General features: G+C 52.1%; 23 protein-coding genes. 15 read left to right on the forward strand and 8 right to left on the reverse strand.

Annotated features, from left to right (window positions below; all coding sequences use genetic code 11):
• From NTZ04_05350 to NTZ04_05380, 7 genes are all read right to left on the reverse strand, one after another.
• Nucleotides 1–82: IS200/IS605 family transposase (locus NTZ04_05350; protein MCX5991737.1), on the reverse strand; the 82-nt coding region annotated here is incomplete at its 3' end.
• A 38-nt stretch (nucleotides 83–120) separates the two neighbouring features.
• The gene (locus NTZ04_05355) at nucleotides 121–525 is read right to left on the reverse strand and encodes an aspartate 1-decarboxylase (GenBank protein ID MCX5991738.1); all 405 of its coding nucleotides are present in this window, start codon (nucleotides 523–525) and stop codon (nucleotides 121–123) included.
• A gap of 32 nt (nucleotides 526–557) precedes the next feature.
• The gene (locus tag NTZ04_05360; protein ID MCX5991739.1) at nucleotides 558–1,424 is read right to left on the reverse strand and encodes a DUF2520 domain-containing protein; all 867 of its coding nucleotides are present in this window, start codon (nucleotides 1,422–1,424) and stop codon (nucleotides 558–560) included.
• Between the two features lie 595 nt (nucleotides 1,425–2,019).
• Nucleotides 2,020–3,423 carry a YDG domain-containing protein gene (locus NTZ04_05365; protein ID MCX5991740.1) on the reverse strand — a complete coding sequence of 468 codons (1,404 nt, stop codon included), beginning with the start codon at nucleotides 3,421–3,423 and terminating at the stop codon, nucleotides 2,020–2,022.
• Nucleotides 3,424–3,739: 316 nt separating this feature from the next.
• Nucleotides 3,740–4,930, reverse strand: coding sequence for a CoA transferase (locus NTZ04_05370; GenBank protein MCX5991741.1), 1,191 nt, complete (start codon nucleotides 4,928–4,930; stop codon nucleotides 3,740–3,742).
• 89 nt (nucleotides 4,931–5,019) lie between these two features.
• Entirely contained in the window at nucleotides 5,020–7,182 is a 2,163-nt protein-coding gene (locus NTZ04_05375) for a DNA translocase FtsK (protein ID MCX5991742.1), read from the reverse strand.
• Nucleotides 7,183–7,266: 84 nt separating this feature from the next.
• Nucleotides 7,267–7,896, reverse strand: a complete 630-nt coding sequence (locus NTZ04_05380; protein MCX5991743.1) for a uracil-DNA glycosylase — start codon at nucleotides 7,894–7,896, stop codon at nucleotides 7,267–7,269.
• Nucleotides 7,897–8,001: 105 nt separating this feature from the next.
• Here NTZ04_05380 and hslU point away from each other — a divergent pair, with 105 nt between their 5' ends.
• The 12 genes from hslU (at nucleotide 8,002) to NTZ04_05440 (ending at nucleotide 19,091) form a co-directional block, all read left to right on the forward strand.
• Nucleotides 8,002–9,408, forward strand: coding sequence for an ATP-dependent protease ATPase subunit HslU (gene hslU, locus NTZ04_05385; GenBank protein ID MCX5991744.1), 1,407 nt, complete (start codon nucleotides 8,002–8,004; stop codon nucleotides 9,406–9,408).
• 6 nt (nucleotides 9,409–9,414) lie between these two features.
• The gene (gene rpsB / locus NTZ04_05390) at nucleotides 9,415–10,251 is read left to right on the forward strand and encodes a 30S ribosomal protein S2 (GenBank protein ID MCX5991745.1); all 837 of its coding nucleotides are present in this window, start codon (nucleotides 9,415–9,417) and stop codon (nucleotides 10,249–10,251) included.
• A gap of 16 nt (nucleotides 10,252–10,267) precedes the next feature.
• On the forward strand, nucleotides 10,268–10,714 hold the full coding sequence (locus NTZ04_05395) for an elongation factor Ts (protein ID MCX5991746.1): 447 nt from the start codon (nucleotides 10,268–10,270) through the stop codon (nucleotides 10,712–10,714).
• 70 nt (nucleotides 10,715–10,784) lie between these two features.
• Nucleotides 10,785–11,516 carry a UMP kinase gene (pyrH, locus tag NTZ04_05400; GenBank protein MCX5991747.1) on the forward strand — a complete coding sequence of 244 codons (732 nt, stop codon included), beginning with the start codon at nucleotides 10,785–10,787 and terminating at the stop codon, nucleotides 11,514–11,516.
• Complete coding sequence (gene frr, locus NTZ04_05405) at nucleotides 11,513–12,073, forward strand: ribosome recycling factor (protein ID MCX5991748.1); 561 nt, start codon at nucleotides 11,513–11,515, stop codon at nucleotides 12,071–12,073. Before pyrH ends, frr begins: the two co-directional genes overlap by 4 nt.
• Before the next feature lie 211 nt (nucleotides 12,074–12,284).
• Nucleotides 12,285–12,974, forward strand: coding sequence for a polyprenyl diphosphate synthase (gene uppS, locus NTZ04_05410; GenBank protein ID MCX5991749.1), 690 nt, complete (start codon nucleotides 12,285–12,287; stop codon nucleotides 12,972–12,974).
• A gap of 30 nt (nucleotides 12,975–13,004) precedes the next feature.
• Nucleotides 13,005–13,817, forward strand: coding sequence for a CDP-archaeol synthase (locus NTZ04_05415; protein MCX5991750.1), 813 nt, complete (start codon nucleotides 13,005–13,007; stop codon nucleotides 13,815–13,817).
• Nucleotides 13,802–14,959, forward strand: coding sequence for a 1-deoxy-D-xylulose-5-phosphate reductoisomerase (locus NTZ04_05420; protein ID MCX5991751.1), 1,158 nt, complete (start codon nucleotides 13,802–13,804; stop codon nucleotides 14,957–14,959). The genes NTZ04_05415 and NTZ04_05420 overlap by 16 nt, the downstream gene beginning before the upstream one ends.
• Before the next feature lie 3 nt (nucleotides 14,960–14,962).
• Nucleotides 14,963–15,694, forward strand: a complete 732-nt coding sequence (locus NTZ04_05425) for a M50 family metallopeptidase (GenBank protein MCX5991752.1) — start codon at nucleotides 14,963–14,965, stop codon at nucleotides 15,692–15,694.
• Entirely contained in the window at nucleotides 15,619–16,302 is a 684-nt protein-coding gene (locus NTZ04_05430; protein ID MCX5991753.1) for a M50 family metallopeptidase, read from the forward strand. The genes NTZ04_05425 and NTZ04_05430 overlap by 76 nt, the downstream gene beginning before the upstream one ends.
• Nucleotides 16,299–17,345 carry a flavodoxin-dependent (E)-4-hydroxy-3-methylbut-2-enyl-diphosphate synthase gene (ispG, locus tag NTZ04_05435; GenBank protein ID MCX5991754.1) on the forward strand — a complete coding sequence of 349 codons (1,047 nt, stop codon included), beginning with the start codon at nucleotides 16,299–16,301 and terminating at the stop codon, nucleotides 17,343–17,345. The genes NTZ04_05430 and ispG overlap by 4 nt, the downstream gene beginning before the upstream one ends.
• Before the next feature lie 24 nt (nucleotides 17,346–17,369).
• Nucleotides 17,370–19,091, forward strand: a complete 1,722-nt coding sequence (locus NTZ04_05440) for a proline--tRNA ligase (protein MCX5991755.1) — start codon at nucleotides 17,370–17,372, stop codon at nucleotides 19,089–19,091.
• Between the two features lie 20 nt (nucleotides 19,092–19,111).
• On the opposite strand, the gene NTZ04_05445 is transcribed toward NTZ04_05440, so the two are convergent.
• Nucleotides 19,112–20,305, reverse strand: coding sequence for an NAD(P)/FAD-dependent oxidoreductase (locus tag NTZ04_05445; GenBank protein MCX5991756.1), 1,194 nt, complete (start codon nucleotides 20,303–20,305; stop codon nucleotides 19,112–19,114).
• Nucleotides 20,306–20,531: 226 nt separating this feature from the next.
• Here NTZ04_05445 and xth point away from each other — a divergent pair, with 226 nt between their 5' ends.
• The 3 genes from xth (at nucleotide 20,532) to NTZ04_05460 (ending at nucleotide 23,244) form a co-directional block, all read left to right on the forward strand.
• The gene (gene xth / locus NTZ04_05450; GenBank protein MCX5991757.1) at nucleotides 20,532–21,308 is read left to right on the forward strand and encodes an exodeoxyribonuclease III; all 777 of its coding nucleotides are present in this window, start codon (nucleotides 20,532–20,534) and stop codon (nucleotides 21,306–21,308) included.
• Between the two features lie 82 nt (nucleotides 21,309–21,390).
• Complete coding sequence (locus NTZ04_05455) at nucleotides 21,391–21,645, forward strand: hypothetical protein (protein ID MCX5991758.1); 255 nt, start codon at nucleotides 21,391–21,393, stop codon at nucleotides 21,643–21,645.
• A 354-nt stretch (nucleotides 21,646–21,999) separates the two neighbouring features.
• Entirely contained in the window at nucleotides 22,000–23,244 is a 1,245-nt protein-coding gene (locus NTZ04_05460) for an ABC transporter substrate-binding protein (protein MCX5991759.1), read from the forward strand.
• Nucleotides 23,245–23,283: the final 39 nt, after the last annotated feature.

Raw genomic sequence — 23,283 nt, forward strand, 5'->3', positions numbered from 1 at the left:
CTAGCCGACGGTATTTCGTTGGAAACACCAGATGATACAACAATACGCTTACATTGTGGCTCTTGTGTAAATAGATGCTCATGCATCTATTCTAATTCATCCGCCGCAAGCGGCGGGGTATCAGACCCTAAAAGAGAATGACTCGGCCAAGTCATCCACCCATCCATGACCATTCTTCTGATCCCGGATGGTGTTATTAGCATCCACATAGACCACTTTGGGCTCAAAATGGCGCGCCTCCTCGTCGTTGACTGTGCAGTACGTAAGGATAATCACAATATCACCTCTGGCAGCCAGTCTTGCTGCTGCTCCATTAAGGACAATCTCCCCAGAACCCGGTTTCCCCTCGATAGCGTATGTCTGAAATCGAGCCCCATTGTTGACATTCAATACATGAACCATCTCATAGGGGAGAATATCGGACGCTTCCATGAGCAGCTTGTCGATGGTGATGCTGCCCTCATAGTCCACGTTCCCTCCAGTGACCCTGGCTCGATGAATCTTGCTCCGCAGCATTGTTCTCATAACTCACCTCCTCTAAAGTCGCTGTAAGTTGTTCACCAATCGGATTGGCTCAAGAGCTTCTCCAGCTCATTCGCCTTTTGTTCATCAATTCTTCCCTTGGCAAGAGCAATGGGAATGGTTTGCCGCCCCAGCTCCTGATAGGGTGCAAGCAACTGTGGTGCCCTGGCCTTCAGTGCTGCCAGGTGCTTCCGTACTGTCCCCGAGTCGCCTCGGGCAATAGGTCCGGTGAGGCAATCAGGCAATCCCACATTATGTAAATTATTGATAGTGCCCCGCAGTAGAGGGAGCAGCGCTTCCGTGGCCTCCGGAGTAGAGACTCCCAAGGTGCGCCAGAGGTCCGTAGCCATTTTGGTCAGAGTTACCAGATAGTTGCAGGCAAAAACCGCCGCGGCATGATAGACAACCTTGTCTCCAGGCTTAAGCTGTATCCACTGCCCTTCAAGGGTAATGGCCATCTCCTTTATTGTGCTCAATAAGGGCTCTTCTGCTTCCAGGGCAAAGGTAGAACCAGGGATGTTTTCTATGGCATGGGTGATGCTGGCGAAGGTCTGTAAGGGGTGAAAGCCCGCTGTCGAGGCTCCATTTCTTGTAGCTGGAGTGAGGATGTCCAGGGAGTCTGCTCCACTGCAGTGCACCACACTTTGCCCTGGATGCCATCTTACCTGCGCCGCTATCTGGGGAATAACCCCATCAGGAGTTGTGATAAAGACCATCTCCGCTGCATCTGCCACGCCCTGGCCACTGTCGTGGACCTGGCACTTATCAACCATAGTAGCCAATCTTTCAGCCGAAGCCCGAGTACGACTCGACACGGCAGTCACGTCATAGCCCTTCTGCTTCAGCCTAACGGCCAGGGCTGTTCCCACCGTTCCAGCACCTATGAACCCTACGCTCGGCATATTCACCACTCAAACAAAAAGCCTTCTTAGCAACGCCAAGAAGGCTTTTCAGATCCATTCTCTTAACCGTCTCGGTCGTTACCGATCCAAGCGATTCTACTTGTTAAACCTTTTAAGGATACCAATGCTCACCGCCTCGCGGTCGATGGCACTTTGAACATACCAGATCGAGGCTTATCTGTCAAGTCTCAGCTTGGATACTGTCTCAGCTTGGATACAGAGGGGCATGACTACTGCAACTTCATCAGGCGAGCGTAGGCCTTCCCAAGGATGATTTCCTTCTCCTAGTTGCTGAAGCTGATATCAGGGCAATAGGAGAGGTCAGGATACTTGATCGCCCGCACCCATTGATCCATTGGGAGGACCAAGTTGAGGTAGGGACCATCAGTACCGAAGAACACTCTCCAAGCATGGCAGCGCACATTTCTACCGAGTCGGGAAGCTGGCCATTGTCGCCATGACACCGCAGCATCAGCGATTAGCGACGGGCGACCCCAACAGGAAAACCGACCCAGTTCTCCCGCCCAGTCAGCGGCAAGTGTCGCTCCCAACACACCGGGCTGAAAACAACTGCGCCGGAGATCCTCATAATCTACTAACTGGCGTTTCCTGAGATTCTCCGACGAAGCACCATGACCAGTACCAGCAACACGACGACGCCGGCGGCAACCAGCCCAATGATAAGTGCGTAGAGTCCAGTGTGGGAAGCTACGACCGTGATGTCGGCCGTGGTGGTGGCCTGTGTCAGCGAGTAGTTGGCCGCATCCGCGCCGGCGAGGCTTAGACCGGAAACAGTCACGGTCTTCCCGGTGTCCACGTTCTTATCAGCAAAAGCACCAGTGGCCGTTCCGCCGAGGGAAACGCTGTCGCCAGAAACCACCCATACGAGTGAAGCACTGGCGGTGTTGAGTGTAGCGCTAGTGGTGCCGTCATATGTCTTATTGCTGGCGGTAATGCCCGATACTGTGAGGTTCTTGGCCGTGATGTCGGCCGTGGTGGTAGGCTGCGTCAGCGCGTACTTGTACGCATCTGCGCCGGAGAGGGTCAGCCCGGAAATGGTCACGGTCTTCCCGGGACCCACGTTCTTGTCAGCAAAGGCGCCACTGGCCGTTCCGCCGAGGGAAACGCTGTCGCCAGAGAGCACGCCTACCAGTGAGGCGCTGCCGGTGTCGAGCGTGGCAGCAACTCCCCCGTCGTAGGTCTTGTTGCTGGCGGTGATACCGGAGACTGTCAGGATATTGAGCAGGCTTCCGCTGGAGTCTACCCTCTGGGCATAGATATCCCAGTTGCTGCTGCGCAAGTCCTCCCAGGTGATGATGGCTCCCCCAGATCCATCGGACGTGAGCTGGGGCTGCGTTTGATCGCCCAGAGCGGTGCAGATGGGTACGCCATTGGCGGCCCACTGGACAGCGCCGCTGGAGTTTACCCTCTGGGCATAGATATCCCACATGCCGCTGCGCTGGTCCCACCAGATGATGATGGCTCCCCCAGATCCATCGGACGTGAGCTGCTGGCCCTTCTGCTCGCCCGGAGCGGTGCAGATGGGTACGCCATCGGCGGTCCACTGGACAGCGCCGTTGGAGTTTACCCTCTGGACATAGATATCAATGTTGCCACTGCGGGGGTCCATCCAGGTGATGATGGCTCCCCCCGAGCCATCCGAAATGAGCTGGGGGTACCACTGATCGTTCAAAGCGGTGCAGATGGGTACACCATTGGCGGTCCACTGGACAGCGCCGCTGGAGTTTACCCTCTGGGCATAGATATCAATGTTGCCGCTGCGCCAGTCCATCCAGGTGATGATAGCTCCCCCCGAGCCATCCGAAATGAGATCGATGAACTCCTGATTGCCCAGAGCGGTGCAGATGGCGGTATTCTGGGTGGGCTGTACTGACCAGGCCATCACTTTACCGGCCGCCGGCAACAGCAGTATTACAGCGAATAGCAGACACAAGAAGAACAAGGGTCCACGGCTTTGCATCCTAAGTATCAGCTTCATCTCTCCTTACCTCCTTAAGCGTTTGGTGTGAAGTCTGTCCCCGTCCACCAGCGGACAGGATTGGCTATGCTCATTTTCCTTGAACAATTCCCAGACGGTGCCTGTTGAAGCAGCTCATACCACAATGAGCAATTTACAGAGGAGCGGCTTTCTCTACTCAACCCCCTATTAGTAGCCTTGCCCTGACCTGTGGTTGCTATGAGAATAAGTATATTAGGAATTCACGTTGGAAGATACCACGCCAGGCTCGGGTTGTCAAGTCTCATGTGGTAGTCGTCTCAGCTCCTCTGTGTATTGGCACGGCTCAATAGATTTGTTAGATAACTCCTTCCGCCTTAAGCTGAGCAAGCTGCTCACTCGTAAAACCCAGAAGACTGCTATAAACCTCCTGATTGTGCTCTCCTGGCTTGGGGGCTGGCATCTCGATGGCCCCAGGAGTCCCAGACATCTTTATGACCACACCAGGTACGGGGACATTCCCGATACCGGGGTACTCGATGTCAATCAGCATATCCCTGGCCTTGACCTGGGGGTCATTAACCATTTCGGCAATATTGTTCACCCGGGAACAAGGCACCCTGGCCTGCTCCAGAATCTTAATTGTCTCGTCAACCGTCTTGTCCTTTAACCACTCCTCCACCATGGCCTGAATGACTTTGCGGTTCTCGAAACGATGCTTGTCGTCCTTGAACCGGGGGTCGTTCTTGAGGTCCTCCCTGCCAAGCGCCCTGAGGAATCTTCTCCAAATAGGATTCCCCGCGCACCCAATCATCACCCAGCCATCATTGGCCTTGAGACAGTTCGTGAAGTTATAGTAACTGGCATTGCCCTGTTGCCCACGGATGAAGCCCGAGACCTTGTATTCAGCAGCCACACCCAGTCCAGCCACACAGGAGACAGCTACATCCAGCAAGGCAACGTCTATGAATTGCCCTTTGCCGGTTCTTTGCCGGTGGTAGAGGGCGAACATTATGCCCAGTGCAGTATGGGCGCCGGTACTGAAGTCTACCCAGGCATAGCCGGACCTGGTAGGGCCAGTCTCAGGAAACCCGGTGTAGCTCATCGCCCCTGATAGCGCCTGAGCAATGGTATCAAAGCAGGGGCGTCGTGCATAAGGCCCCGTGGAGCCAAAGCCCGAGACCTTGGCCACAATAATAGCCGGGTTGATCAGCTTCAAAGAATCATACCCCAGCAGTTTTTCTTCCTCTGAGCCACTGACATAACTATGCAGCACCACATCACTGTTTTTAACCAGTTTCTCCACTATCCCCTTACCTTTGTCACTGAGAGGGTCCAGGGTGATCCCCTTCCTGTTTTGCAGGGTAACCATGGTGAGCATGCTCTCACCATTGGGGGCATGTGGCCCGAAGTTCCTCTCCTCTTCTCCGGTAGGTCTTTCAACCCTGATTACCTCAGCGCCCATAGCAGCCAAGAGGGTAGCCGCATAAGGGCCAGCAAACCAGCGGGAGAAATCCAGAATCTTTACACCTGTCAATACCTTTTCCAATAGTCAGCCTCCTGCAGTTCAGTTTATTAATTATCAAGCCATAACAGCACAGCATAATTCAGCTTATGGTAAGCCATCATACATCGCAGCTAACTTCCTGTCTTTTGATCGGGCTTACCTGCCTCCCCACTTTTGCTCTCCTCAGCCTCTTCGAGCAAATGCACCAGTTGTTCCGCCCGAGCAGACCCAATGCGCAACTGCCGTTGCAGATAGGATGACGAGATCTGTTTGTGGTCTTTTGCCAGTTGCCTTGCCTGCTCCAGCAGCGGATCCTTGGAGCCTTCCTCACCAGTATAAGTCAGAATATCAGGCAGCTGGGCCCGTGACTGTTTACTCCAGAAAGCTGTTAGTCTCTCAATTTCCTGGGGAGAGACAAAACATCCTTGAAGGCGTTTTGGTTTGGACAGTTCAGGGGAGAGATAAAGCATGTCACCCCGACCCAGCAACTTCTCTGCGCCAACCATATCCAGTATGGTGCGCGAGTCGACCTGGGAAGCCACGGCAAAGCTGATGCGGGTGGGGAAATTGGCCTTGATAAGACCCGTGATCACATCCACCGAAGGCCGCTGAGTAGCCACCACCGAGTGAATACCAACTGCACGGCCCATCTGCGCCAGACGGCAAAGCAGGGGTTCCACTTCATCAGACTTTAACATCATCAGGTCAGCCAGTTCATCAATGACAAGCACAATATAGGGCATTTCCTTTGCCATCTTAGTGTTCTTGTTGTATGCCTCGATATTGTGAGCTCTCACCTGGGCCAGTCTCCTGTAGCGGTTGTCCATCTCCTGCGCCAGCCACTTGAGTATCTCCTCCGCCTTCTCACTTTCAGTGATAACCGGATTCATCAAATGAGGCACACCATCAAAAGCGATAAGCTCAACACGCTTGGGGTCGATCATAATAAACTTAACATCATCGGGTGTATTATTTATCAACAGGGAAACAATGATAGTATCTAAACATACTGTTTTCCCGCTTCCGGTAGCTCCAGCAACCAGTAGGTGAGGCATCTTGGACAGATCAGCCGTTCCTACCTCACCACCAGTGCCTTTGCCTAAAGCCACAGCAAGCTTCGTCCGCCCGCTGAGCCTCTTGAATGAGGTGCTTTCCAGGACTTCGCGAATGGCGACCAAACCCGTAGAGATATTAGGAACCTCAATTCCCACCATCGCCTTGCCTGGCACCGGCGCCTCTATCCTGATACTGGGTACAGCCAAAGCCAGGGCCAGGTCATTTGCCAGAGAAGTGATGCGCTCCACCTTCACTCTGGTCCTGGATACCTCTTCTTTTCTCACCTTGGGGTTGCCAAACCTGTCCTTCTCCTTTGTTGTTTTGTACGTAATGTCCCAGCCGGGCTCCACACCAAACTGGGTCACAGCAGGACCTACATTTATCTGTACCACCTTTGCATCAACTTTATAGCTGGCCAAGGACTCTACGATCAATTTTGCTCTTCTATCTGCGTCAGCCTTACTGAGCTCCACATTGACAGTCTCATCCAGAAGATCAATGCCGGGTAGCTGCCATTCATCGAGAGAAGCAACAGACAGGTTTGTGGGTACCACCTTCGGCTCTTTATGAGACGCCTTCGGCTGCGGCACTGACTTTCCCTTCGGCTCACGGAGACGGATCGCATTTGATATCAAGGGGATATGGCGCTCTCTTATCCAAGACAGGGCATTCCGATGAACCGGATGTTCGGAGTAATACTCGCCCAGCCGTACCGTCGAGCGTTTCGCCTGCTGCGTAAGATGCTTCCTCACAGGAACGGCTCTCCTCACCCAGACTTTCAACTCATGCCAGACAATATGTGGTAAAACGAGAGCTGTCCCCACTATGATTACGGCAGTGACACGCAGGACACCGATGGCAGTATGCCAGGCATTATTGTCCCGTCCACCGATAATTGCCTGACCCCATTTGCCCCCCAAAGAGGCCTCTTCTAACGTACCCCAACCATCAGGTGCGAAGAAGGCTAGTATACCGAGCAAAGCAGTGGCGAAAACAATAATACCCAGCCAGAGATTCCATCGTTCCCAGAATATATTGAGTCTTCGCAGCCAGAATGCCATAGACAGGCCAATCACTGCCAGAATAAATAGGGGGACACCCAGGCCTAAGGCAGTCAGCAGTGTATCCCAGAAAACGTATATCAGGACCCCGACAAAAACAAGCCAGAAAAATCGCAGTGCCAGCACCTGGAATGGTGCAGACACCCCTTCGCTGTTCCCGGTCTTTCCCTTGCCCATCCCTTCCTAACCTGGCACTACGCGTTTGATTATCTTCGTCCTGTCTATCATGCCATCCCCAGTCTGCCTGGAGTCATACAGACTCTAAAGCAGGCTTAATTGCTGCGGCTTTTCCACTGCCTTGGTTTCAGGGGGTTTCTCTATCTCTGCCAGCAGGGGCGGAATCTTAAGCATGTCAGCCTTGATCGTCTCGCGTAGTTTCTGTTGGTGGAGAGCAGCCGCGGGATGATACATGGCATAGTAAATAACACCGCCTTCCCTGCGTGCCTTGCCATGAACTTTGGTAATTGTCTCCCCGGGGAAAAATCTCGCCATGGAGTATCTCCCCAAAGTAACAATCATCTTCGGATGAATCAACTGCAACTGGCGATCAAGCCACTGCTGGCAGGTCTTTATCTCTATTGGCAGAGGGTCCCTATTGCCTGGTGGCCGGCATTTGAGCACATTACATATATAGACATCCTGCCTCTTTAGTCCGATCGAGGCAAGTAATTCCTCGAGGAATTGCCCAGCAGGGCCTACAAATGGGCGGCCCTGCTGATCTTCATGCCACCCGGGGGCTTCACCAATAAAGAGTACGGCCGCATCCACTGCACCCTCACCAGGCACCACCCTAGTACGCTGCCCGGCCAACTCACACTGACGGCAGGTAGCTATTTCCTTATAAAGCTCGGTCAGTGCAGACATCCCTTCGGCCTGTTGCGATACTAACATAGCTCCTAATCCAAGTCAATCTGGAGCCGAACGCCATCGCTTGCCTCCCATTTTCCTCTGTGCTAAACTTTAGCCTGACTTGGCCCTGCCATTTCGGGAGGCTAATTGGGTAATTTGACGCCTAAGAATATTGTTCAAGAGTTAGATAAGTATATTATCGGTCAGCAAGAGGCAAAGAAGGCGGTAGCCATTGCCCTGTGTAATCGCGAGAGACGCAGGAAACTGCCGCCACAGATTCGCTCCGATGTCGTTCCCAAGAACATTCTGATGATAGGACCGACAGGAGTAGGAAAAACAGAAATAGCACGCCGGTTGGCAGCAATGATAGATGCTCCATTCATCAAGGTTGAGGCAACCAAGTTTACTGAGGTCGGCTATGTGGGCCGCGATGTAGAATCTATCATCCATGACCTCATAGAGGTAAGTGCCAGTAATATCTACCACGAAGAATTGAAGCAGATAGAGAGTAACGCAGAGAATTTGGCCACAGAAAGGCTCGTGGGTTATTTATGTCAACAGCTGGCACAACGGGGCAAGCAAGCTGCGGAGAAAGGTCAGCAAGTCCCTGGCGGTGTTTCTAAAGCATCAAAGCGTTCCCCGCCGGTCTGGCAGGGAGGAGGAAGGGCTACAATAACGCGTGAGAGACTGACCAAGCTTCTGGCCAGCCATAAACTGGAAGACCAGTTCGTCGAGATTGAAGTGGGTGATTCAGAACTGACAGTATCACTATTCGATCCCCGTTTGGATACAGACTTAGAAGATGACAACCTTTTCAACGAAATGTACAGAAACGCAAGAAGCCAAAACGGACAACGGAAGCGCAAGGTCCGGGTTAAAGAAGCAAGACGTATACTTATCAGAGAGGAGGCTAACAAGCTGCTTGATTTCGACCAAGTCGTAGAACAGGCTGTAAACAAGGTAGAGGAAGATGGCTTGGTATTCATCGATGAAATTGATAAAATCTGTGGCCCTAAGATGGATATGGGGAGAGATGTATCCGGGGAGGGAGTACAACGCGACTTGCTTCCGCTGCTGGAGGGCACGACAGTGATGACACGCTATGGTCCGGTGAAGACAGACCATATACTCTTTGTCGCCGCCGGTACCTTCTCGCAGAACAAACCATCAGAACTCATACCTGAACTTCAAGGCCGCTTCCCTTTAAGGGTGGAACTTAGTCCGCTGAGCCAGCACGATCTGGAGATGATTCTGGTAGAACCTCGTAACTCCTTGACTAAGCAGTACGAAGCACTACTGGCTACAGAGGGGCTCACTCTTACCTTCACTGAAGATGGAATTAGAGAGATAGCCCGTTTAGCAGTATTAATGAATGAGCGAACAGAGAGTATCGGCGCTCGGCGACTATTCACCATAATCGAAAGGTTAGTGGAAGACTTGAGCTTCACAGCCTCAGAGAGAAGGGGTGAGCAGGTAACAATAGATGCTAGCTACGTCCTGCAGCAGGTGGGAAGCCTGATCAGGGACGAGAATCTTAGCAGGTATATCTTGTGAGGTGATATGACACAACAGGCTACTACAAACGCAGTTTCCGTCAAATTGTTATTGGAGTCAGGGGCCCACTTTGGACACCAGGTTGGCCGGTGGAACCCCAAGATGAAGAAATACATCTTCATTGAGCGCAATGGTATTCACATTCTCAACCTGGAACTGACCATAGCGTTGCTGGAAAAAGCGTGCAGGTTTGTCACAGACCTGGCCTCTAATGGAGGGGACATCCTCTTCGTAGGCACGAAAAAGCAAGCCCAAGAGGCGATTGAGCAAGAATCTAAACGATGTGGCATGCCATACGTCAACCAGAGGTGGATTGGTGGTATGCTTACCAACTTCAATGTTATTCAAACGCGTGTTGATTATCTTGTCCACCTGGAAGACCAGAGGACAAGGGGATTCTTCCATCGGTTGCCCAAGAAAGAGGTATTAAAGTTAGAAAGAACTATCCAACGACTAAACCACCAGATGGGTAGCTTCAAGGAAATGACCAAGTTCCCCAGCGCTGTTTTTATTATTGACCCATCCAAAGAAAGGATTGCAGTAGCTGAGGCAAAGCATTTGGGAGTCCCCATTGTGGCCATCGTGGATACTAACTGCAATCCCGATGAAATTGATTACCCCATCCCATCCAATGACGACGCAGTAAGGGCAGTGAAGCTTATGTGCAGCAGGATGGCTGAGGCTGTGATCGAGGGGAAAAGAATCTTAGAGAAAGCAGAACAAGAAGGCGCAGAGATGGCTGGAGAGGAAGCGATTGAATCACTTGCCTCATTAACCTTTGTTCCTGAGGAGGAAAAGCGTCGTGGAGATTTCAGTGACCTTGATAAAGGAGTTACGGGATAAAACTAGCGCCGGTGTAATGGAGTGCAAGCATGCTCTTCAGGAAGCTGCAGGCGACCTGGATAAGGCATGTGGGATTTTGCAGGAAAGAGGCCTAGCTAAAGCAGAAAAGAAGATGGACCGTGTCGCCCTCCAAGGGCTAATCGAGGCATATGTCCATCCCGGGGGACGATTAGGGGCCATGGTTGAGTTGAATTGCGAGAGCGACTTCGTCGCCCAGACCAATGAATTCAAGGCTCTAGCCCATGACCTGGCACTACAGGTTGCAGCTAGTGCCCCACAGTTCATCTCCCCTGAGGAGATTCCTCAAGGGGCGGACCTGAATCCCGAGGAGGTTTGCCTTTTAGCTCAACCATTCATTAAGGATCAGGGAAGAAGAATCTCAGATATCATTGCCGACGTCTCAGCCAAGGTTGGTGAAAAGGTAGCCGTAAGCAGGTTTATCAGATTCGAGCTTTGTAAGTAGCACTGATAAGCGGGGCGGAACCCTTCGTGGCTAGAGGCCTAAATAGGATTGACTGGGAGTATTCTGAATCATGCCTTCAGCTAAGTACAAAAGAATCCTGCTAAAGCTCAGTGGCGAAGCCTTGATGGGTGGGGGCCAGTTCGGGATCGATGGAGAGATCCTGAAGATGGTCGCACAGCAAATCAAAGAGGTAAAAAAATCGGGTGTTCAGGTAGCCATAGTTGTGGGTGGAGGCAACATATGGCGCGGAGCTGACGCTGCAGCAGAAGGAATGGATAGAGCAGCCGCTGATTATGCCGGGATGTTGGCCACGGTCATAAATGCCTTGGCCCTTCAAGACGCACTGGAAAAGGAGGGGCTTGTTTCTCGGACCCAATCAGCAATTCCTATTCAGGCAGTGGCCGAACCCTATATCCGCCTTCGGGCCATTCGTCATCTAGAAAAAGGCAGGGTAGTGATTTTCGCGGCTGGCACCGGGAATCCCTACATGACTACAGATACCGCAGCAGCCTTGCGAGCGATTGAGATAAGAGCAGAGGTACTGCTTATGGCAAAGAACAAGGTTGACGGCGTCTACACTGCAGACCCTCAAAAAGACCCCACAGCCAAGAAGTTCGATCACCTGAATCACCGTGAAGCATTGAACTTGGGGCTTCAAGTCATGGATGCCACGGCTTTCTCCCTGTGCTTAGAGAACAACCTACCCATAGTTGTATTCGATCTCCACGCGCCCAACAGCATACAGCGTGCTGTAGCAAAGGAGCTAATTGGAACCTTGGTTTCAACAGGGGGTGCAAAATGATTGATGAGGTACTCCTAGCAGTCGATGGGAAAATGCAAAAGACCGTCCAGGTTCTTAAAAGAGAGCTGGAAACCATCCGCTCTGGCAGAGCTACGCCAGCCCTGGTAGATCATATCAGGGTTGATGCCTATGGCGGCGTGTCCACCCCGCTGAATCAGCTAGCCACAATCTCCGTACCAGAGGCAAGGCTGTTACTCATCCAACCCTGGGACAGAAGCACCTTAGCCACCATCAACAAAGCCATCCTCAAATCTGATCTGGGGCTAAATCCAATAAGTGACGGGGACGTTATTCGTTTAGTGATCCCCCCTCCCACCGAGGAGAGGAGGAGAGAGTTGGTCAAGGTGGTTCGAAAAAGGGTAGAGGATTCAAAAGTAGCCATTCGTAACCTGAGACGGGATGCAATGGAAGAGCTGAAAAAGCTGGAGAAGGATAAGCAAATTTCGCGTGATGATAATTTCCGAGCCTCAGACCGGCTGCAGAAGCTTACCGACCGTTTCATAGCAGAAGTAGCCAAACTGGGTCAAGACAAAGAGACAGAGATCATGGAAATCTAGCCCAAACTTGCCTGGCGGGCTTCTGGTTGGTGTAAGATTCGAGAACGAGATTGTCTCCCCATAGAATGAGTCTGAGGAAAGGTTGCCAATACAGGTCTTCCTCCAGATAGGTGGCCGAGCCAAAAAGGCCTGAGAAGTTCCGATACTCTGTTATCCCCGAATAAAAGCGGCCTCATCCATAAGAATGGCAAGCGCACAAACTGATATCGGCATGATTTCCCCTATCCCAGTCCATGTGGCAATTATCATGGATGGTAACGTAAGATGGGCTGAGAAACATCACCTTTCCCGCCTCGAAGGCCATCGTGCCGGGACAGAGAACATCCGCCGCGTTATCGAGACCTTAGTCAAATACCAGGTAAAATGCCTCACGCTCTACGCTTTTTCGACAGAGAATTGGAGACGTCCCAAAGCCGAGGTCAGAGAGTTGATGCAAATCCTCGGCCGGGTGATCAAGCGCGAAACCAAGGAGATGCATGAGAAAGGAATCAAGCTCCACCACCTGGGAAGACTGGATCGGCTGTCTCCAAGACTACAGGAACAGATTCATTACGCTATCGATCTGACCAGGAATAATAATGTGATGACCCTCAGCGTGGCTTTCGACTATGGGGGCCGGGCCGAAATCGTAGAGGCCGCGAAAAGGATAATGGGAGAAGGGCTGGCACCGGATATGATTGATGAGGATATCTTTGGCAGGTATCTATACAGTGCAGGCTTGCCTGACCCTGACCTCATTATTCGCACCGCTGGTGAGACAAGGCTGAGCAACTTCCTTCTCTGGCAATCAGCCTATAGTGAGTTCTATTCTACTCCTGTCTTCTGGCCAGACTTTAATGAGGAAGAAATCAGAAAGGCACTTATTGCCTATAGTAAAAGGGATCGAAACTTCGGAGGCTAACGCAGCAAAAGGTGGCTCCGCCGGGTGCAAATGAAACAAAGGATTATCACCGCCCTGTGGGGCATACCTCTCCTGCTGGCCTTCATCTATTTTGATACTCATTGGTTCCCTCTGATAATCTTCCTGATCGCTGCCTTTGCCATAGCCGGTGCTGTAGAGTTCTACCGTCTGGCAGCTCTTTCAGAAGGGCAACCCTTCACCATCTTCGGAATAGTATGGGTCATGCTCTTTGTCGCGAGTGCTCACTTCGAAAGACTCGATTTTACTTCATCGCTGCTGGCTTCGGCAGTGGCTTTGCCTCTGATCTTCAGTTTCGGTTTCCGCAGAGAGAAGCCTTTCCTTAGCTGGGGATGGACCTTAGCCGGCATCCTCTACATGGGATGGATGCTGAGCCGTTATGTGGCCTTGAGGGAACTGGCTCATGGAAGAGAGTTGGTGATTTTCGCCATATTCTCCACCTTTGCCTGCGATACAGCGGCCTTCTTTGTCGGCAGAGCCTGGGGCAGGCACCATATGACTCCAACCATAAGTCCTAAGAAAACCTGGGAAGGAGCAGTCGCCGGTTTTATTGCCGCTCCAGCGGCAGCCCTGGTTCTTCATATTATTCTTAATTTAGGTGGCTGGGAACTGCCCCTCAGCTACGCCCAAACCACAATCCTGGGCTGCCTTATCGGCCTGTTCGCTCAGCTAGGCGACCTTTTGGAGTCATTGCTCAAGCGGAAGGCAGGAGTAAAGGACTCCGGTAGTCTGATACCTGGCCATGGAGGCATCCTCGACCGCATAGATAGCCTTGTCTTCACAGGGGTAATCGTATACTATTACGTTATATGGGTGGTGGTGTGAAGCGGATAGCCATCCTCGGCTCGACGGGTTCCATAGGCCAGCAAACACTTGATGTAGGACGAATCTTAAATGACAGATTCCGTGTGTTTGGTCTCGGAGCAGGAAGAAATGCACAACTCTTGGCCAAACAGATCGACGAATTCCAACCCCAGGTCGTTTCCTTTCAGGGAGCCGATGGTGAGCCGCAACGAAATTGCCCTCTTCCCAGCGTCGCTCGCGCAGAGCTACTCAGCCTGGAGGAAATTGCCCGCCACCCCGATGTTGACCTGGTGGTTATAGCCACTTCAGGTAAGGCTGGACTGGCTCCCACTCTGGCTGCAATTAGAGCCCGGAAACAGATCGCCCTGGCCAATAAGGAAGTGCTCGTAATGGCAGGAGCCATCATCATGGCTGAAGCAAAACAACATGGAGTGGAAATCATGCCGGTAGATAGCGAGCACAGCGCTATCTGGCAATGCTTGCGCGGTGAACACAAAGATGAGATAGTCCAGCTAATACTCACCGCATCAGGAGGACCCTTTCTTCATTACCCTCAAGACCGCCTGGCAGCCATAACGCCGGATGAGGCTCTCAAGCACCCCACCTGGCAAATGGGGCGCAAAGTGACTATTGATTCTGCCACCATGATGAACAAAGGGATGGAGATCATCGAGGCCCATTGGCTTTTCGATCTGCCGATGCAGCGCATCAATGTGTTGATTCATCCTGAGAGCATAGTACACTCGATGGTGGAATTCGCTGATGGCTCGGTTAAGGCGCAATTGAGTCAGCCAGATATGCGTCTGCCTATCCAGTATGCTATGTCTTATCCCGAAAGGTTATTCAACTCTCAACTCCCCAGGATGAATTGGGGCAAACCGATTTCTCTCCACTTCGAGCAGCCAGACACAGTCAAATTTCCCTGTCTCAGGCTCGCCAGGGAAGCAGGAGAAAAGGGTGGCACATATCCTGCCGTGCTCTGTGCTGCTGATGAAGTGGCAGTGGAACTCTTCCTGTCTCGCCGAATTGGTTTCCTGGATATAGCCAGATTAGTGGAGCAGGTTCTGGAGCACCACCACGGCATAAGCGACCCTTCACTGGATGAAATCATGGCCGCCGACGCCTGGGCCAGGGAATCTGCCGGGAAATGGAGATCAAAGTAAGTCATGAGCATTGCTATCACTATCGTTATCTTCATTGGAGTCCTGTTTTTCCTGGTCACCTGCCATGAACTAGGGCACTTCATCGCTTCCAAGAAAGCCGGGGTGCAAGTTGAGGAATTTGGTATTGGTTATCGCCTGGGTGTCTTTGTCTCGTCCATTGGAGAAAAAGACCCTACTCGACTTCTTGCCCTGAAGAGGGGGGGCACTGTTTATTCACTGAACCTCCTCCCCCTGGGTGCCTTTGTCAAGACAGCAGGAGACGATGATCCTACGGTGCCGGGGGGCTTAGCAGGTACAGGCCCTTGGGCAAGGCTTGGGGTTTTTGCTGCAGGGCCCATAGTCAACATCTTCCTGGCCTTTCTCTTTATCAGCGCCTATTTCATGGTGCCTACAAAGGCCGTCCAGGGTGACGGAGCAATGGTCCACTCAGTGGCCGAGGATTCACCCGCCGCAAATGCAGTTATGAAACCCGGAGACATAATCCTCAACATAGATGGGAGCGATATCCATGACTGGGCAGCCTTACAGGATGCAATGAATTCGAATGGTGAAACTGAGAAAACTCTGCTCATAGAAAGGGCTGGTGAGACCCTTCAGATCGAACTTAAGCCAGCATTCAACTCAGACCTGCAACGTTACACCATCGGAGTGCTTCTGTGTTGGGGGATGGTGACCAAGGTGGAAGAAGGATCACCAGCAGAAGAAGCGGGCATCAGCCAGAGGATACTATCCTGAGCATCAACAACAAAGCGGTTTACGATGAGAAAAGTCTGGTCGAGGCGGCAAACTCCGGTAAACAGGGAGAGAAAGTGGATGTGGTTCTGCTTCGAGCCGATGAGGCAGTCACCAAGCAGTTGGAGGTAGGCCCTGCTCTTGGCGTTGACACCCGTTGGGTCAGCGGAACGACTTTGAAGTCACAACGCCTATCCATCTGGCAGTCGCTTTATCGCAGCGGCGATGTTGTTGTTCACATCCCTTACCTGATAAAGGAATCGATCCCTCTTATAAAGGAAGACCCCAGTATGGCTGCAACAGGGCCCATAGGAGCCGGCCAGTTAACCGTAGAGGCAGTAAAGGCTTATGGGTTCAGTCATATTCTATGGTTAGCCGGCCTCATCAGCATGGGGCTCGCCCTCTTCAATTTCTTGCCCATTCCTCCCCTGGACGGCGGAGGAATGCTCATAGCTTTCATAGAAGGGTGCCGTCGAGGCAAGCGCCTTTCCGCCCGCGCATTGGGCTTTGTCTATACTATGGGAACTGTTTTCATGTTCGCCCTCTTCGTGGTGATCTTCTACAGCGATATCAGTCGCCTGATTCAAGGCAAGAGCTTCCCTGGCCTATGAAACAACGCAGAACCTCAAAACTCATAAGAATAGGCACCGTAAGCATTGGCGGCAATTCTCCAATTGTTGTCCAATCAATGACCAAGACCGACACCCGCGATGTTGCTGGCACTATCAGGCAAATCCAGGAGATGGAGGAATACGGCTGTGAGATCGTCAGGATAGCCGTGCCTGATAAAGAGGCGGCTCAAGCCCTACTATCCATCAAGCGTGGCGCCCACATTCCCATCATCGCTGATATCCATTTTGACTATCGTCTTGCCCTGGCAGCCCTGGAGGCTGGTGCTGATGGCCTTCGGCTCAACCCGGGCAATATCAGTGAAAAGAAATACATTGCCGCCATAGTCAGGGCTGCCAAGCCAAGGGGAGTTCCTATCCGCATCGGGGTGAATGCCGGCAGCCTGCCCAGGTCAGCAAACCCCAAAGTCTCTATCGCCAGGCAAATGGTCGAAGCTGCCCTGGAGCAAATACGCCTGTTAGAGAGCCTGGACTTTGACCAGATAAAGGTATCGCTCAAGGCTTTTGATGTTCCTACCACAATCAAGGCATACCAGCTTATCGCTGAGAAGACTCCCTATCCCTTGCACCTCGGCATTACCGAGTCCGGACTGCCCAGAGCGGGGGTGATCCGCAGCGCCATAGGCATCGGAGTTCTACTCTACCAGGGGATCGGGGACACCATCCGCGTCTCACTCACCGGTGATCCCAAAGAGGAAGTAATCGCTGCCTATGAGATATTGAAGAGCCTCAATTTGAGAGAGCGCGGCCCCACCATGGTGAGCTGTCCTACCTGTGGCAGATGTGAGGTGGATCTTATCGGTCTTGCCAGGTCTGTAGAAGAGAGGTTAGCCAGGATGGATAGCCCCATCAAGGTAGCCGTAATGGGTTGTGTGGTCAATGGTCCTGGGGAAGCCAGGGGCGCCGACGTAGGCATCGCCTGTGGCAAAGGACGAGGGGCCATCTTCAGAAAGGGTGAAGTGGTGCGCACGGTTGAGGAAAAGGATTTCTTAGAGGTACTGATGGAGGAGGTGAGCAAGATCTAGCAGAAGCATTGCTAGGTTTCTCCAATGCGCATATCTCAACTTCTCAGCAAGACATTGCGCCAGGCTCCGGCTGAAGCTGATACTATCAGCCATCAGCTTCTTGTCAGGGCAGGGATGGTCTATCAAGTGGCATCAGGCGTCTATTCCTATCTGCCTCTGGGATGGCAGGTGCTGCGCAATTTGGAACAGATCATTCGAGAGGAGATCGATAAGGTCGGAGGGCAAGAACTGATGATGCCAGTCCTGCAGCCTTTTGAATTGTGGGAAAAGACAGGGCGTCACCAATCCTTCGGCAAGAGTCTATTTACTCTCACCGACCGCCGGGGACGCAAACTATGCCTTGGCCCCACTCATGAAGAGCTCATCACTGAGCTCGTCCGTCACCAGGTGAGAAGCTACCGTGATCTACCCCTCCTCCTTTACCAGATCCAGACCAAATTCCGTGATGAACCCCGCCCTCGCGGAGGTCTGTTGCGGGTTCGAGAGTTCCCTATGATGGACATCTACAGCTTCGATGCAGATGAGGAAGCACTAGAACTCAGCTACCAGAAGATGAGGAGGGCATACAAAAATATATTTGACCGTTGTAGTCTACCGACCATGGAGGTTGAAGCTGACAGTGGGGCTATTGGAGGCAAGGACTCTCATGAGTTTATGGTTATTGCGCCAAGCGGGGAAGACGTGATTATCCACTGCAACCACTGTGGATATGCCGCCAACGCGGAGAAGGCCCAGAGTATTAAGCTGGATGGTGAACATGAACCTCTCCAGCCACTGGAGGAAGTAGCAACGCCAGGCATGAAATCCATTGAAGAAGTGGCGGACTTCCTCCAAATTCCCAAGAGGCATACTCTTAAGGCAGTATTCTACGTTGCTGATGGCGACCTGGTCTTTGTGGTCATCAGGGGTGACCTTGAGGTGAATGAAATAAAGCTGAAGAATGCCCTGAAGTGTACTGACCTGCAGCTAGCCAGCGAAGAGAAGGTGCAGCTAGCAGGATTAGTAGCCGGCTCGGCCTCTCCCATAGGGCTCTCCGGTATTAAGATACTGGCCGACGACTCGATAAGGCTGGGGACTAACTTTGTTGCCGGGGCCAATAAACTGGATTACCACATCAGGAACGTCAACTACCCCCGCGACTTCCAGGTTGACCTGACACTGGACATTGCCACCGCCCAAACCGGTGAGGGATGCCCCAAATGCAGGGAGAGTCTGACCTCTACACGGGGTATTGAGGCAGGGCATATCTTCAAGCTGAGGACCGTGTTTAGTCAAAAGATAGGGGCCTTTTTCCTCGATCAAAACGGGGAGACCAAACCCATCGTCATGGGTAGCTATGGCATCGGCGTAGGTCGGTTAATGGCGGCTGCCATCGAACAAAACCACGATGAGAAAGGTATTGTCTGGCCTTTACCGTTGGCTCCCTACCAGGTCTACCTCTGTGCCCTGGGAATGGATAACGCTGGCGTAACTGCAGCGGCCGAGAAGCTATATGACGACCTGAAGAAGAAAGGCATAGATGTGCTTTTCGATGACCGATCAGAATCACCAGGGGTGAAGTTTAACGACGCTGATCTCCTGGGAATACCCATCCGGCTGGTGATGAGCCCCCGCACCTTGAAATCTCAAAGCGCCGAAATAAAGTGGCGCAACAAGGAAGAAAGCCAGATACTGCCTCTCGAAGGGCTTACTGAGAGGATAAGCAAGGATATCTCGGGATTCATCCAAACAAAGCTCAATCGCTGAATCTCCAAACGCTCCGTTTCTTAGGGAGAACCCCCGGACAGCCTTGCCGAGATCGGTAGCCACAGCATCGACACAGCAGCTCTTGGGCCAAGGTGTCTCAAACCCCTCAGAATCAACCGGCTGTGCCAATCAAAGGAGAAGTCCGCCGAGTTCAACAATGATTCGCTGAAACCCTGTCTTTGCACAATGTCGAAGAGGTGATCAATCTGCCTGTCATCGAGCTTCTCGAACAGCCAACGTGCCCACCGGCCAATCCGCAGTTCCCTGGAGAGCAACTTCCTCCACCGCTTTTCGTAATCACCCAAGAGCTCGTCAGAATAAACATTATTGCAAATCGCTCGATGCATGGTATCAGCCGCTATTTCAGCGCAGAGCAGCCCATAATATATCCCTCCACCAGTAGTCGGCTTGACCTGTCCTGCCGCATCACCCACCACAATCACCCTTTCACCTGAAGTCCTAGACAACGGCTTGAGGGGAATGCCCCCATAAGTTATTCTTGCCCCCGAAGGGTCTATCCTACCCTGTTTCGCCAGATTATCAATAAAGCTTGTTAGATGCGATCCGGTGTGTCGGCGAGAGAGCAGCCCTGCCAGGGCCCTTCCTTGTGAAGTAGGCACAAGCCAGGCAAAAAACCCGGGCGCTATGTGACCACCAAGATAGATCTCCACTTCATCGATCTCACCTGTGGCCACCTCTGCCTGGGCACCCATAACGAAGTCGGCATTTTTGCCAAACCCCAATTTTTGCGGCAGCCTGGAGCCGAACCCAGAGGCAATAACAACCGCCTTACCCTCGAACTCTGCAAACCGCCCTTTGCTCTCAACCCCTACACGAACAAGGCTATCTGTCCTGGTGACATCTCTCACCTTGCTGTCCAAGAGATACTCTGCACCCCGGGCTTGTGCATCCCTCGCCATGGCAGCATCGAAAACAGAGCGGTCCAATATGCATGCCTGGGCTGTCTCCTTCTCCATTCTGAAGAATTTCCCTGAAGGAGAGAGGACCCTGGCAGACCTTGCTTCTCTTAAAACAGCTTCCTTGCTGACGGGAAAGGTTTCGAGACACTCCTTGCCTACGATGCCAGTGCAACATGCCGTCTTGCCAACCTTCTCATGTTGTTCAAGGACAATTATTCTGTGTCCCCAACCAGCCAGTCTCCCGGCAATGTGGCTCCCAACTGGCCCGGCTCCAACTATGATGACATCGTACAATTCTATTTCCCCAAACCTTCCCAAGCCTAATATTAAACAACCTCAGACCATGGTTGTAAACTGATCTTTTACAGTCTATACTAAATTAGAGACAATGCGATAATTAGCGGTAAGAGTTTCTCCTCCCGACTAAGTGAGCGACGGGCTGCCTTGTGTGGAGTGGAACTGCTCATCTGGACAGGGGCAGAATTAGTTCAGAGACACTACTGCCAGAGGAGTATTCTCTGTGACAGAAATCAACATATTGTGCTGGAATGTCAACGGAATCAGAGCGGTGGGAGGAAAAGGCTTCCTGGAATGGCTATATCGAGAACGCCCCGACGTTCTCTGCCTTCAGGAAACAAAAGCACAGCCTGACCAGCTTGGCAAAGATCTCCTGGAGCCAAAGGACTACTATACATATTGGAATTACCCTGCTAGAAAAGGATACAGTGGAGTGGCTAGTTTGACTAGAGAAAAGCCGATCAGGGTACAGAATGGCCTGGGTATTCCGGAGTTTGACACAGAGGGCAGGGTCTTAATCACAGAATATCCCGCCTTTATCCTCCTGAACATATACTTCCCCAACGGAAAGAAAGATGAGCAGCGATTGAAATACAAGATGGACTTCTATGAAGCCTTCCTCAAATTCATTGACTCCCTGAGAGGGCAGGGCAAGGGCATCATCATTTGCGGGGACTTCAATACTGCCCATAGAGAAATAGACCTGGCTCGACCAAAAGAGAATGAAAAGGTCTCCGGATTTCTCCCCATGGAGAGGGCTTGGATGGACAAGTTCGTGGCTCATGGCTATGTCGATACGTTCCGCGAGTTCAACAAGGAAGCGGGGCAGTATACGTGGTGGGACCTAAAATCGAGAGCCAGAGAGAGGAACGTGGGCTGGAGGATCGACTGCTTCTTCGTAACAAGGAATCTGTTGCCATCAGTTTCAAAGGCATTCATCATGCCTGAAGTAGACGGCTCCGACCATTGCCCTGTTGGAATTACACTCAAAATAGATTAGCCAGGTTATTGGAAATCGGGAGACAAAGAATCAATTCAGAGAAGGACCGGGGCTTAGCCGTATCAACAGGGAGGAGGTGGAGATGAACAAGAAGAACCATGCTGTTTGCCATTTCTGCGCCAAGAAGGTGGAATACACAGATTGCTCTGATAGAGAGCCTTCGCCAGGAGACGCTCGCTGCAACATAATGAGGGGTTGGCTAACAGTGTCTCACTGGCAAGGGATGCATGCTGTCGATTACTACGATTTCTGTTCCTTTGGGTGCCTCCACAAATGGGTCAACGCTCAATTTCCCCGCGTTCCCAGCGTATTCCTTAAAGCCCTCGGGAACGAATAGGCTACACGGTCTGTAATCAGAAACAATCGTCGCGGCAAAAGAGGCCCAGAAGCTTCGCAATCCTCTATAATTCCTTACAATGGTTAAGAGAAGCAGGAGGATTCCAGCTTCGAGCAGACCTGTCAACCCTGCGCGAACCACAGGTCCATCATGCCTATACCTATGTGCTATCAGGCCTATAACACTTTGAATTCAGCCACGCTGCGAGACGGCTACAACGAACTCGCCAGCTGGAAGCCCAAAGTCAATCTGGTTTTCCCGAATACTTGCAGGCTCGGATTGTTACTTGCTATAATGCCACACAAATCCAACATCTGGATTAGACTACAAAGAAAAGGGGGGTTAGAAAGAGCCATGAGAAGTCGGTTGTACCTATTACTGGCTGCACTACTACTAGTAGCTGCAGTGATCCCTATGACGGGCTGCGGCGGGAACGAAGCGAATGAGCCATATAAGGTGGGGGCCATCTTCGCAACCACCGGTTTCAATGCCCCGCTCGGCGAACCGGAAAAGCAGACGGTGGATATGATGGTGGAACAGATCAATGCCAATGGGGGCATCAACGGACACCCCATAGAAGTCATTGCCTACAACAATGAGAGCGTCGCAGCCAACTGTGCAACATTGGCAGACAAGCTTATTAATGACGATAAGGTGGTAGCCATAATCGGGCCTACCGGCACCGGTGACAGCAACGCTATCGTCGACACGTGCGATAACGCGGAGATCCCTCTGATCTCCTGTGCTGCCGGCATATCCATAATCACTCCTACTGCAACAAATGACAAGCACTGGATCTTCAGCACTCCACAAACCACCGTAATGGTGGTTCAGAGGCTCTATGCCTACCTCAATACACAGACCATCTCCAAGATCGGTATCATCACTGACACCGCCGGGTTTGGCGCAGACGGCAAAGCCAATCTCGTGGCCCAAGCCTCTGCGTATGGTCTCACTATCACCTCGGCCCAGACATATGGTACAGACGATCCCGGCATGGAGACGCAGCTTGGCATCATCAGGGATTCCGGCGCTGAAGCTGTGATCTGCTGGGGCACCAACCCCGGGCCGGCTATTGTGGCCCGCAACATGGCAACACTGCCCATGACGATTCCCCTGTTCTGCAGCCATGGCATCGCCTTCCAGTCATTCATTGATCTTGCCCTTAGCGCTGCCAATGGGGTCATATTCCCAGCCGGCAAGCTGCCGATTGCTGACAATCTTACTGATGCCGATCCGCAGAAGGCACTCCTCTTGAAATACCGGGATGACTTCAATGCCAAGTACGGCAACGGAAAAGCCAATACCTTCGGGGGGCATGCCTACGATGCCCTATCCATGGTAGTAAAAGCTCTGGAGAACGCAGTCCAGGAGAGTCCGAAGACCATAAACTCCAACGATGACACGCTGAAAGCCGTAAGAGCGAAGATCAGGGACTACATCGAGAACAGCATCAACAGCACTGGTTTCCCTGAAACTGGCGGCTTCCCCGGTACCGCTGGCATTTTCAACATGTCTGCTGACAACCACAATGGACTCTCGATGGACTGTCTTGTGATGGTCCAGATTGTCGATAAGAAGTGGACTCGGTTGCAGTAAGTCAACCTGATTCCTAGGCCAAAGACGCTCAACGAGGGG

This window comes from Chloroflexota bacterium, assembly GCA_026389585.1.
In the GTDB taxonomy this organism is placed as follows: domain Bacteria; phylum Chloroflexota; class Dehalococcoidia; order UBA2247; family RBG-13-53-26; genus JAPLHP01.